At 64.1% G+C, this 11,975-nt stretch carries 12 protein-coding genes; all 12 read left to right on the top strand.

Annotated features, from left to right (window positions below):
• The first annotated feature begins 114 nt into the window (after nt 1–114).
• The 12 genes from gspG to AB4Y35_RS40465 all read left to right on the top strand — a co-directional run bounded on the left by gspG (nt 115) and on the right by AB4Y35_RS40465 (nt 11,404).
• On the top strand, nt 115–576 hold the full coding sequence (gspG, locus tag AB4Y35_RS40520; protein WP_368708691.1) for a type II secretion system major pseudopilin GspG: 462 nt from the start codon (nt 115–117) through the stop codon (nt 574–576).
• Between the two features lie 41 nt (nt 577–617).
• Nucleotides 618–1,820: a type II secretion system F family protein gene (locus AB4Y35_RS40515; RefSeq protein ID WP_368708690.1), complete on the top strand. Its 1,203-nt coding sequence runs from the start codon at nt 618–620 to the stop codon at nt 1,818–1,820.
• 19 nt (nt 1,821–1,839) lie between these two features.
• The gene (locus AB4Y35_RS40510; RefSeq protein ID WP_368708689.1) at nt 1,840–3,564 is read left to right on the top strand and encodes a GspE/PulE family protein; all 1,725 of its coding nucleotides are present in this window, start codon (nt 1,840–1,842) and stop codon (nt 3,562–3,564) included.
• The gene (locus tag AB4Y35_RS40505; protein WP_368708688.1) at nt 3,545–4,435 is read left to right on the top strand and encodes a hypothetical protein; all 891 of its coding nucleotides are present in this window, start codon (nt 3,545–3,547) and stop codon (nt 4,433–4,435) included. Before AB4Y35_RS40510 ends, AB4Y35_RS40505 begins: the two co-directional genes overlap by 20 nt.
• Nucleotides 4,432–4,962, top strand: coding sequence for a hypothetical protein (locus tag AB4Y35_RS40500; protein WP_368708687.1), 531 nt, complete (start codon nt 4,432–4,434; stop codon nt 4,960–4,962). Before AB4Y35_RS40505 ends, AB4Y35_RS40500 begins: the two co-directional genes overlap by 4 nt.
• The gene (locus AB4Y35_RS40495) at nt 4,959–5,525 is read left to right on the top strand and encodes a hypothetical protein (protein WP_368708686.1); all 567 of its coding nucleotides are present in this window, start codon (nt 4,959–4,961) and stop codon (nt 5,523–5,525) included. The genes AB4Y35_RS40500 and AB4Y35_RS40495 overlap by 4 nt, the downstream gene beginning before the upstream one ends.
• The gene (locus AB4Y35_RS40490; RefSeq protein ID WP_368708685.1) at nt 5,522–6,121 is read left to right on the top strand and encodes a hypothetical protein; all 600 of its coding nucleotides are present in this window, start codon (nt 5,522–5,524) and stop codon (nt 6,119–6,121) included. Before AB4Y35_RS40495 ends, AB4Y35_RS40490 begins: the two co-directional genes overlap by 4 nt.
• Nucleotides 6,122–8,377, top strand: coding sequence for a secretin N-terminal domain-containing protein (locus tag AB4Y35_RS40485; RefSeq protein WP_368708684.1), 2,256 nt, complete (start codon nt 6,122–6,124; stop codon nt 8,375–8,377).
• A gap of 24 nt (nt 8,378–8,401) precedes the next feature.
• A complete protein-coding gene (locus AB4Y35_RS40480) occupies nt 8,402–8,929 on the top strand; it encodes a type II secretion system protein (protein WP_368708718.1) in 528 nt (175 codons plus the stop codon).
• A gap of 9 nt (nt 8,930–8,938) precedes the next feature.
• Nucleotides 8,939–9,328, top strand: a complete 390-nt coding sequence (locus AB4Y35_RS40475) for a type IV pilin protein (protein WP_254315530.1) — start codon at nt 8,939–8,941, stop codon at nt 9,326–9,328.
• Between the two features lie 119 nt (nt 9,329–9,447).
• Nucleotides 9,448–9,963, top strand: coding sequence for a type II secretion system protein (locus AB4Y35_RS40470; protein ID WP_368708717.1), 516 nt, complete (start codon nt 9,448–9,450; stop codon nt 9,961–9,963).
• A 466-nt stretch (nt 9,964–10,429) separates the two neighbouring features.
• Nucleotides 10,430–11,404, top strand: a complete 975-nt coding sequence (locus AB4Y35_RS40465) for a LysR family transcriptional regulator (RefSeq protein ID WP_368708683.1) — start codon at nt 10,430–10,432, stop codon at nt 11,402–11,404.
• Nucleotides 11,405–11,975: the final 571 nt, after the last annotated feature.

Here is an 11,975-nt window from a genome sequence, read left to right as displayed (position 1 = left end):
CCGTATCGACCTGAACAAGAATGCATCCAACGGCTTCAGCGGCGCTGAAGCGGTGAGTCGATACAGGGGGGAGCCGTGCATAGCGAATCGACCTCTATCCAACGCGGTGTGCGGATGCCCGAGTCAGAGGCGCCACGGCGTTGCGCCGGTTTTGCGGCACCGGCACGCACGTATGCGCGCCGCGGCTTCACGCTGCTCGAACTGCTCGTCGTGATGGTCATCATCGGCTTGCTGGCCGGTCTCGTCGCGCCCCGATATTTCGAACAGGTCGGCAAGTCGAACGTCAAGATCGCGCGTGCGCAGATCGTGTCGCTCGGCCAGGCGCTCGATCAATACCGGCTCGACGTCGGCGCCTATCCGACGACCGAAGAAGGCCTGGAGGCGCTCGTGGAGAAGCCGCAGAATGCCACGCGCTGGAGCGGGCCGTATCTGCAGAAGGCGGTGCCCGTGGACCCGTGGGATCGCGCGTATCAGTATCGTTCGCCGGGCGACCACGGCGATTACGACCTGTATTCGCTCGGCAAGAACGGACGCGGTGACGGCACGGGCGAGAACGTCACGATCTCGTCGTGGTAGGGGCGCGCGGCGCGGGTGAGTTGTCTGTCAGGAGAGTCGACGTGAAGTACGTGCTGCGTGTCTTCGATACGAATGGCTCGGTCCAGACGCTTCGCCTCGACAGCGAAACGCCCGCGGCGGCCACGGCACTCGCGCGTTCCCGCGGTCTGCGCGTCGTCTCGGTGCGCGCCGAGGGCGGCCGGCGGCGGCAACGTGCGAACCGGCTGGGGCTTCCCGGCGGCCGGTTCAACGTCGAACTCTTCGCGCGCGAGCTCGCCGCGCTGCTCGATGCGGGCGTGGGTGTCGTCGACGCGTTGCGCACGCTTGGCGGCAACGAGCGCCGCGAGGCGTCGGCGCAAGTGTATCGCGACCTCCTGCGCCAGCTCGAAGAGGGACACTCGCTGTCCGCGGCGCTCGAGCACGCAAGCCATATCTTCCCGCTGGTGCTGGTGGCGTGCGTGAAGGCGAGCGAGCAGACCGGCGGTCTCGCCGACAGCCTCACACGCTACTCGCGCAACAGCGCGACGCTCCACGAGCTGCGTGCACGCGTGGTGTCCGCGGCGATCTATCCGACGGTCCTGCTGTTCGTCGGCGCGGCGGTCGTCCTGTTCCTGCTCGGTTTCGTGGTGCCGCGCTTCGCGAGCCTGCTCGAACACAGCGGGCGCGAGCTGCCCTTGCTGTCGCGCATGCTGATGGCCTGGGGCGGGTTGGTGCACGCGCACGGGTCCGGACTGTCCGCGAGCGTCGCGGTGCTGGCCGTGGCGACGGGCTTCGCTTTGCGCCGCCCGTTCGTGCGCAACTGGATCGCCGACCGCATGCTGGCGCTGCCCGGTATCGGACAACACTTCCGCGTGTTTCGCCAGTCGCAGTTCTATCGCACGACGGCCATGCTCGTCGACGGCGGCATTCCCGCCGTGAAGGCCTTCGACCTCGCGCAGGGCCTGGTCGGACGAGCGGACCAGACGGCGCTCGCGGGCGCACTGCATCAGGTGCGCAACGGCGCGAAAATTTCGGACGCGTTTCAGGAGGCGGGGCTCGCCAACGCGATCGCGTACCGCCTGTTGACGGTCGCGGAGAAGACGGGTGGTCTCGGCCCCGTGCTCGACCGCATCGCGGCGTTCCAGGAGGCGCAGGTGTCGCGCACGATCGATCTGATTTCGCGCTTGATCGAGCCCGCCATGATGATCTTCATCGGCGTGGTGATAGGCGGGATCGTGGTGCTGATGTACATGCCGATTTTCGAAATTGCCTCGAGCATTCAGTAGACCGAATTGGGGAAGGCGCGTGGATACCCTTACCGACCAGCCGGATGGCTCGCAAGCCGAAGCGCGCGCCGATCTGCGCGACGCACTGAGAGCGCTCGGCGAGCGGCATGGTTCCGGCATTCGCGCGCTCGAGGAGTTGATGGCGCAAACCTCGCTCAGCGCGGAAGAACTGCGCGTGCAACTGGCCGCGCTGTTCCGCATGAAGTCGATCGCCATGCGCGAGCTGAATCGGCTCGAACCGGACTTCGAAGTGATTTCGTTCGTCGAAGCGGCGACTCGCCTGTGCGTCTGCTTCCACGATCCCGATGCCAGTCACGCGCGGCTGTTCGCGATCGCCGATCCGCTCGATGCGCGCACGCGCGGCTGGGTCGAGCACCGGATGCGCGCGCAGCCGGGCGTGCCGTATAGCTGGGCGCTCGCGAGCGCGGGAGACATCAACGCGTATCTGACCGTGCGCGAGAAGGACGTGCGCGCGATGGACTCGCTCGCGTTCGACGACCCGGTCCAGAACACGGTCGATCCGGCCTCGCTGGCGTTGACGCTGCAGGGCATCAGCAGCGACGACAGTCCCGTGGTCAGACTGCTCAACTCGACGATCTACGACGCGCTCAAGATGATGGCGAGCGACATTCACCTCGAATGCCGCGCGAACGGGCTGATGATCAAGTGCCGCGTGGACGGCGTGCTCGCCGTGGTCGGCCGTGCCGAGGGCCGCGACGTCGCCGACCAGGTGCTCTCGCGCGTGAAGGTGATCTCCGAGCTCGACATCGCCGAGCGGCGCGTGCCGCAGGACGGCCGTTTCAAGGCGCAGTACGCGGGGCGTGAGATCGACTTCCGCGTGTCGATCATGCCGAACCAGTTCGGCGAGGACGCGGTGCTGCGGATTCTCGACCGCTATCAGCTTTCGCAGTCGGCGGGCGGCCTGACGCTCGAGGCGCTCGGTTTTCAGGAGGCCGATACGCGTTTCATGCGCAAGCTCGCGTCGATGCCGTACGGCATGCTGCTCGTCACGGGTCCGACCGGTAGCGGCAAGACGACGACGCTCTACGCGATCCTCACGGAAATCAACAACGGCCTCGAGAAGATCGTGACGATCGAGGATCCGGTCGAATACCAGCTGGGCGAAATCCTGCAGATCCCGGTCAACGAGGCGAAAGGGCTCACGTTCGCCCGCGGGCTGCGCTCGATTCTGCGGCACGATCCGGACAAGATCATGGTCGGGGAAATCCGCGATCCGGAAACGGCGCAGATCGCCGTGCAGGCCGCATTGACCGGGCACCAGGTGTTCACGACCGTGCACGCGAACAACGTGTTCGACGTGATCGGCCGTTTCACCAACATGGAGGTCGACCCGTACAGCTTCGTCTCCGCACTCAATGGCGTGGTGGCGCAGCGCCTGTTGCGGCAATGCTGCCCGGACTGCGTGACCGAAGACAGGGTGGACACGGAAACGCTCATCCGCTCGGGCATCGACCCGGACGCGGCGGGCGGCTACCTCTTTCGCCGCGGCGCGGGCTGTGGCGCCTGCCGTGGCAGCGGCTATCGCGGACGGCGTGCGATCGCCGAGGCGCTGCGCATGAACGACGAGCTGCGGCAACTGCTGTCGGAGCGCGCGCCGCTCGGTCACATCAAGGCTGCGGCGATGCGCTACGGCATGCAGACACTGCGCGTCGCCGCGATCGATCTGGTGAAGCGTGGCGAAACGACTCTCGAGGAGATCAATCGTGTCACGATGGTCGAATAGTCCGGTTGCGATCGGAGTCGGCACGCGCGAGATCGTCGTCGGCGTACGCGCGCCCGGACTCTGGCGCCCGCGCAAGCACCTGCCGCCCGCGGAGCCGGCCAGCTTCACGATTCCCGATGACCAGTACGGCACGGAGACGGGTTTGCTCGACGCGCTGCGCGCAGCGCTCGTCACCACGCCAGGCACCGAAGCTGGCGATGCGGATGAACCGGCGCGCCGCGAGGCGAAGCCGGCGACGCGCAACGCACACGTGGTGCTGGACGACTTCTGGGGCATCCACGCGATATTGCGCGGCGACTTTCGCACGCTGCGAGCGCGCGAGCTCGAAGAAGTCGCGCTGGCCCATTTCACCGACACCTATGGGGTCGACGGCGCAACGCTGCTGGTGCGCTTCTGCGTGCAGCAGGGCGGCCGTGCGCTGTTTGCGAGCGCCATGTCCCGCGCGCTTCATGACGGCATTCATGAAGTCGGTGCGTCCGGACAGGTGCGGATTGCGCGCCTGAAACTGGGCCTGCCTGAAATGCTCAATTGCATCGACGTTGCAGCGGGCGGCGACGCACTGCTGATGTTCGTCGCCGAGGAGTTGATGCAGGCCGTGATGATCGAGCGGCGCGGCTGGGCCGCTTACGATGCGCAGCGCCTGTTTCCCGGCGACGCGGCCAATGCGTCGCGGCTTGCCGAACTGGCCGAGCAGCTGTTCGAACGCTCGGCGACGCGAGCGGGCCTCAAGCGGGAGGACTGCACGATCTATCTGTTCGGCCACGACACCGACTTGGCGCCGTTCGAAGCGCGTTTTGCGGCCGCGATACGGCCGGCCCAGCCGGCGACGGACAACTCGCCCGCGCGCCGGCTGATGGAGTATGCGCAATGATCCAGGTCCTCGACATCGACTTCGGCAGGCGGCGCGCACGCACCGGGACGAGCGGCCTGATCCTGCTGTGCGTCGCCGCTCTGCTGCTGCTCGGATGCGGCGCGCGGCTCTGGCATGCCTATGCCGAGAACGATCGCGTGCAGGCGCAACTCGACGCCGTGCGCCATCGGACGTTCGCGCAGAGGCACGCGGTCACGCCGCCGCTCACGCCGGCTGCCAGGCAGGCGGAAAAGCAGAGCCTGTCGATACTGCGCGAACTGACCGTACCGTGGCAAGACCTCTTTTCGATCGTGGAAGATTATCCGGATCATGACGTGGCGCTGATCGGCATCGATCAGAACCCCGCGCAGAGCCAGATTCGCATCACGGCCGAAGCGAAGAATACCGACGCGATGATTGCGTACCTGAAGTATCTGCAGACGAGCGTGCTGCTGCGCGAAGCGGTACTCAACGACCATCTGGTCGAGAACAACGTGCCGGGCAAGCCGGTTCGTTTCCAGATCACCGCCGTCTGGAGGAAGTCATGAATGCGGATCCGTTGCGCGACCGTCTGCTGACACTGCGATTCGAGCTGCGGCGTCTGTTCGGCCTGGCTGGATTAATCGGTATCCTGATGATTGGCGCCGCGGCCCTCATGTGTGCCGAGATTGCCAGCGTGGAAGCCGATACGAAGGAGATGCAGGCCCCGGGCCATGTCGTCGAGGCGGCAAAGACGCGCCATGCAGTCGGCAAGCACGATGCGGAGGCCGACGCAGTAGCGCTCGCGGCCTTGCCCGAACTGTTCCCGCACTTTTCGCAAAGTGCGGATGACATCGCGTCCATATTCGAGCAGGCGCGCGGCAGCAACCTGACACTCGGGTCTGCCGAGTACCAGGTGAGCACGGATGCGGGCGCGCGCTTCACGCGCTATCAGGTGATGCTGCCCGTCAAGGATCAGTACAGCGCGATCCGGCATTTTCTCGCCTTGGTGCTCAACAACGTGCCGAATGCAGCGCTGAGGGAAATCCACGTGGAACGTCCCGCGGTGGACGGCAATATTCTCGATGCGCGGGTGCGCTTCGAACTGATTTACCGGAGCGCCCAGCCATGAAACCCGCTCTGCCCATGCGTGTGCTGCTGGTGATTTGCGCAATCGCGGCCGCCGGGGCAGGGTATCGCGTGCTGGTCGCGGCACGCCAGATGCCGGCGCAGGCCGCCGCGCTCGACAGCCCGCATCGTACCGATACGCACGCGCGGCCGGATACCAGGCGCCACACGCACGCGTCCGAGGCGGCCGCGAAGGCTGCGGGAGCGGCGACCGCGTCTGCGGCGCAGGCCTCGGCCTCGGCGGCGGCCCATGCGAAGCTCGTCTCGTTGCGCGCGCCGCTTTCCCTCGAATCGGCTCACGATCCCTTCACGGCGTCCTCGTGGCTTCCGCCGCCGCCCGTCGAAGTGCCGGCCGCGCCGGTGCGGCCGCCGCCGCCCACCGCGCCCCCCGTGCCGTTCGCCTACGTGGGGCAGCTCGATGCCAAGGCGGCGAAGCCGCAAGTCTTTCTCAGCAACGGAGACCAGTTGCTGATCGTGTCGCCGGGCGACGTGATCGACAACCAGTACCGTGTCGAGTCGGTGTCGGAGTCGGACGTCGTGCTGACCTATTTGCCGCTGCACGAAAGACAGGTGGTCGCCATTCCACGAGAGGACAAGTAAATGAAAACCTCACGCACACGGGGTGCGGGCCGTGAAGGAGACAGCGGCCCGGCAACACGCCTCTCGCCAGTCATCCGGTTCCCTGTTCGGTGCCCGGACGCGATGCAGGCCGCGAGACGACGCGCGCTTGCCGTCGCCGTGTCCGTGCTCGCCTTTAGCGGCTGCATGCACGTCCCGAACGTTCACGACGATCCGACCGATGCCCAGGCGAAGGTCGACTATCTGAACCAGCGCAACGCCCAGGTCAACACGCTGCTCGACCAGGCCGATCAGTACCGCAAGAACTATCAGTTTGACGAAGCGATCCGCAATCTCTTCCAGGCGTACGACATCGATCCGACCAACGAGCGCATCCGCAAGATCGGCTTGCAGATCGATCAGGACCGCAAGGACCTGGCCATCCTGCAGGAGGCCGAACGTATGATGAAGCGCGGCGCGTACGCGCAGGCGGCCGAGCGGGTGCACCGCGTGCTGGTGGAGAACCCGACCAACACCCTTGCGCAGCAGATGCAGACGGAACTCAACGCCAAACTCAGTCAGCAGCGGGCGGAGCGCGACGACAAGCTGGCGGCTTCGTCGATCATGCAGAAACCCGTGACGCTGCAGTTTCGCGACGCGAACGTGCGCATGGTGTTCGAGGCGTTGTCGCGCACCACCGGGTTGAACGTGATCTTCGACCGCGACGTCCGCGCCGATCTGAAGACGACGATCTTCGTGACGAACGCGTCGGTGCAGGACACGGTCGACATGATCCTGATGCAGAATCAGCTCGACAAGAAGCAGCTCAACGCGAACACGCTGTTCATTTATCCCGCCACGCCCGCCAAGCAGCTCGAATATCAGGAACTCAAGGTGCGCACGTTCCAGTTGTCGAACGTCGACGCCAAGCAGATCCAGCAATTGCTCAAGAGCATTCTGAAGGTCAAGGAAGTCGTGATCGACGAGCGCGCGAATACCGTGACGGTTCGCGGCACTCCCGACACGATCAAGGTGGCCGAGGAGATGATCGCGGCGCAGGATCTGCCGGATCCCGAGGTGATGATGGAAGTCGAGGTGCTGGAAGTGTCGCACGAGCGCCTCACCGATCTGGGTATCGACTGGCCCAACTCGTTCACGATGTCGACCCCGAGCACCGCGACGACATGGGGCCTGCTGCATCATCTGACGATCAATGAACTGAATGTCAGCAGCCTCTCGGCCACGGCGAACTTCAAGCTCACCGATACCGACGCGAACCTGCTTGCGAGCCCGCGCATCAGGACGCGCAACAACGAGAAGGCGCGCATCATGATTGGCGATAAGGTGCCGGTGATTTCGAGTTCCAGCACGCCGAGCACGAGCGGCCCGTCTTACACGCAAATGATTCAGTACCTCGACGTCGGCATCAAGCTCGAGGTGCAGCCGCGCGTCTATCGCGATGGCGACGTCGGCATCCAGCTGAATCTCGAAGTCAGCAACATCACGAATACGATTTCGAGCAGCAATTCGAACGGCCTGAATTCGCTCGCCTATCAGATCGGAACGCGCAGCGCCTCGACGAGTCTGCGCCTGCGTGATGGCGAAACCCAGATTCTCGGCGGCCTCATCTCGGACGAGGACCGCAGGAACGCCAACAAGGTGCCTGGTCTTGGCCAGTTGCCGGTGCTGGGGAGGCTGTTCTCCAACCACCAGGGCGACCACGTCAAGACGGAGATCGTGTTGCAAATCACACCGCACATCGTCCGGCCGCAGCTTGCCGCCGATGCGGATACGCAGGAGTTGTGGTCGGGCACCGACGTCAACGTGCACGCCGATCAGCTGCGGCTGGACCCCGTTGTGGCGAACGCGGCAACGTCGGTGGCGCCTGCGGTGAAGCCGATGCCGGGCATGGTCGGCGGCGGCACGGTTGGCGGCGCGTCGTCGCGAGGCGGCGCCGAGGCGTACCCCGCGCTGCCGTCGCCTTCGAACGGCGCGTTCGGACAGATGGCCCCGGCGCCGCGCACGACGCCGCCGCCCGAGCCGTACGGCGGACGCTTCTCGCGAACGCCCACGCCGCAAGCGGCTCCCGCGCCGCAGTCCGGCCAGGGCGCGGCACCCGCACCAGCCGAACCGTCGGCCGCGGAGCAGACGGGCGGCGAAGCGGCGGCCGCCGCGGCACCGCCGCCCGCGCCACCGCCCGCAGCGCCTGCGCCCCCCGCACCGCCGCCGATGCTGACGATGCCGCCTGGCACGATGCCGAGCGATAACCCGCTTCGCCCGGTCGAGGGTGGGTACTGAGCCGTGGCTACCGGAACGACCACGATGCGCCTGTGCGCCACACGCCAGCTCGATCAGCGTGGATTTACGCTGATCGAGATGGTGATCACGCTCGCGCTCGTCGGCATTCTCGCGCTCGCCATCATGCCGTTTTCGGAACTGATGGTGCAGCGCCAAAAGGAGCTGCAGCTGAGCGACGCATTGCGCGAGATCCGTACCGCGCTCGACGCCTATAAGGAGGCGAGCGATACCGGCCTCATCGACAAGGATGCCGAAGCATCCGGCTATCCGCCGACGTTGAGCGTGCTCGTGACTGGCGTGAAGAATGCCCGGGATCCGAAAGGCGGACTGCTGATGTTCCTGCGTCGCGTGCCGCGCGACCCCTTCTTTAGCGGCGACCCGGACACGCTCGCCGAGGACACGTGGAGCGTGCGGTCGTATGGCGAGCCGCCGGATCAGGCCGCGAGCGGCGACCCGGGCATGAGCAGCGAACAGGCTGGCAAGGATGTGTTCGACGTGTCTTCGAAATCCGATCGCGTCGGCATTAACGGCGTCCCGTACAAACAATGGTGACGATGCATCATGAAACCCGCTCGCACGCACAAGGCCCGCGGCTTCACGCTGATCGAACTCGTCGTCGTGATGGCCATCATCGGCCTGCTTCTGACGATCGCGGTGCCGCGCTACATGCACAGCATCGAACGCGGCAAGGAGCAGGTCAGGCAGCAGAATGTCGCCGTGATGCGCAATGCGATCGATCAGTACTACGGAGACAACGGCCAGTATCCCGAGACACTCGACGAACTGGTGGCGAAGCATTACTTGCGCGCCGTCCCTGTCGATCCGGTCAATGGCGACGACAAATGGGCGGTGATCGCTTCGCCGGACGAAAACAAGCCGGGCGTCTATGACGTGGCGCCGGCGAGTGCTCCTCAGGGCGCGCCACCGCGCGCAGAGGGGAGCGCCAAATGAGCCGTGCGGCCGGCACGTCACGTGTTGCCGCGCGCGCGAAAGCGCGGGCGAGGCGACGCTCGCGGCCGCGGGCCGCGCGTGAGGGCGGGCTCGTGCTGCTGGCGCTCCTGATTGCGCTGATGCTGATGTCGATTGCCTTGGCGGGGGCGCTCGACGTCTGGTCGCTGCAACGCCGCCGCGAGCAGGAGAAGCAACTGCTGTTCGCCGGCAACCAGTATCGGCTCGCGATCCTGCGGTACTACCGCGTCGGCCGGGCTTATCCCGCATCGGTCGACGAACTGCTCGACGACAGACGGTTTCCCAAGCCTTTGCATCATCTGCGTTTCGCCTATCCGGATCCGGTCACGGGCAAGAACGACTGGGTGCCCATGCTGCAGGGCGATCGCTTCTACGGGCTCTTCAGCCGCTCAGACGAGGCCACGATCAAGCGCGCCGGATTTCCGCGGCAATACGAGGATTTCGAGGGCGCGGAGACCTACGACGGGTGGAAGTTCCTGTTTCTGGCCCCGGGCCTGCGAACCACGCAGAGCAATGCCGGCGGCCTCGCCGCGCCCAGCAAATCGACCAGCTTTCCTGCGCTTTCTGGCTTCGATGGCGGCTTCCTGCCGGGGCAGCGGGTGCCCGGGTCACGGTAAACCGATCTTGCTCACTATCGTGTCGCGATGGCGCTCGTCCCGATAACGGGGATCACGGCGAAGCGGAATGCCCCAGGCGCAGACCAATGGCGATCGGCCAAAAGCGAATCGATCCACGAAGCCACAGCGGCGTTCACGTCGGCTCGAGGCCGACGAGCAATCGTTAAGTCTGGTAAATGTAGGCGGAACGGCATGATCAGGCGGCAAGCGCTTGAGGGGCCGGTGTGCCAGACGCGTAAGAACTGGTCGAACAGCTACGAATTTGGAGCATGAAGTTCGACGCCGTCGAAGCCTGCCTCGCATGCATCTACGAATCATGCAATGTACGGGGCACATAATCGACACGTCGATCAACTGATGATGATGGATACGTGCGGCCAGACTTTCACTCGAGAGGACCATAAGTGGAAGCGAAAAAGACGCAAGCGTAGAATGAGTCTCCTGCAACTGAAGTAAGGTCAGCAGAATGAACCTCGCGCGAATCGACCTCAACCTATTGCGGGTATTCGATGCGGTATTTGAAGATCGCAATCTAATTCGTGCTGGGAAGCGGCTGAACCTTAGTCACTCAGCGATCAGTCACGCGCTTGGAAGATTACGAGACGTACTGGAGGACGATCTCTTCATCCGGACAGCGAAGGGAATGGAACCTACGGCACGGTCCGTGGCAATGGCGGCGGGCATTCGCCACGCGCTACTCCAGATTCAGGGCGCGTTGGGCGACGAGCCCTTCGTAGCGCATCTGGCCACCCGCGAATTCGTTCTGGCAGCGAATGACTACATCACAATGGTTCTGCTAAGCCAGCTGAGCCTGAAACTGTTCGTCGAAAGTCCACTCGTCAATCTGGTGGTGCGACCTTCCACGCGGCTTGATCTGGCGGGTCAGATCGATATCGGTCGAATCGATATTGCGATCGGGACCTTTGCGGACGTTCCCCCGCGATTCCAGTCGATGCCGATATGGAAACAAACAGAATCGATACTTGTTCATAGAAGTCACCCGATAGGCGGTAACCGCGCAGTGACGGAGGAGGATCTTCTAACGTTTCCACTGGTCGTGACGTCCCTCGGTGGATCCGAAGAGGGCGCCGTGGACGGGTTCATCGTTGAGCGGGGTCTCGCGCGGCAATCTGAAATGTTTGACCGTCAGGCGTTGGAGCAGGCATGTGCCGGGGGAGCGCGTTCGCCGAGGTTGCGAGTTTGCGTCGCGCATTCGCTTGCCATTCCTGCATTGCTGCGCAATAGCGAAATGCTCGCGCTGGTGCCGTCCCCCCTTGCGAGTGAATTCGAGAAACTGGGGGAGTTTCGTGCGTTTCAAACGCCTTATCCCACCCGTAGCGCCTCCGTAGTGGCCGTTTGGCATAGCCGGAACGAACACGATCCCGCACTTAAGTGGCTAAGAGCACAAATTCTTGATGTGGCAGAACACATCAAAAGTTAGCGTCACTTGTGCGTCGATCGTCGATGGGCCGAACGCATAGGCGTTCACTGTTCAAACTTCAAGTGATGCTGTCAATCGGAGGGCGGCCGACTCCGCGTCGAGTGCTGTAAAGCCATCCGCCATTATTTCGCGCGCTCGAAAGCGCAGCGAGCCGAGCACCAGATGGGCAGCACGACGCATGCTCTCCGGGTCTTCCCGGTTCGCGTCCAGATCGATACCGACGCCGGACAATTGTCGTTACGAGCATGATCACATCAGATTCGTTGGCGAGATCAATTAGGGTCGGTCCAACCAACTGGACGGAATCGCGTTCAATCAGTTATTGCACAAATTTCAATTCGAACGACAACAAGACTATGAGAATATTCTTTTCGATAGTCGATTGATCGTATGCCGAAATGATTATCGGCGTTTCGCTCCCCTGATGACGCTATGGGTGCTTGATGAGCAGGTCTCCGTCTGCACGCACGAAAATCCATTTGGAGACGATCCCTCAAATCCTGAACCATTTCGTGGCTATGCGCCGCTATCACCGCATAGCCGGCGAATGTCGTCTCCATTGTCTTCCGGG

It is taken from the genome of Paraburkholderia sp. EG286A, from assembly GCF_040965375.1.
In the GTDB taxonomy this organism is placed as follows: domain Bacteria; phylum Pseudomonadota; class Gammaproteobacteria; order Burkholderiales; family Burkholderiaceae; genus Paraburkholderia.
The sequence above is the reverse complement of the archived record's forward strand: the minus strand, read 5'-3'. Positions and strand labels throughout refer to the sequence as shown.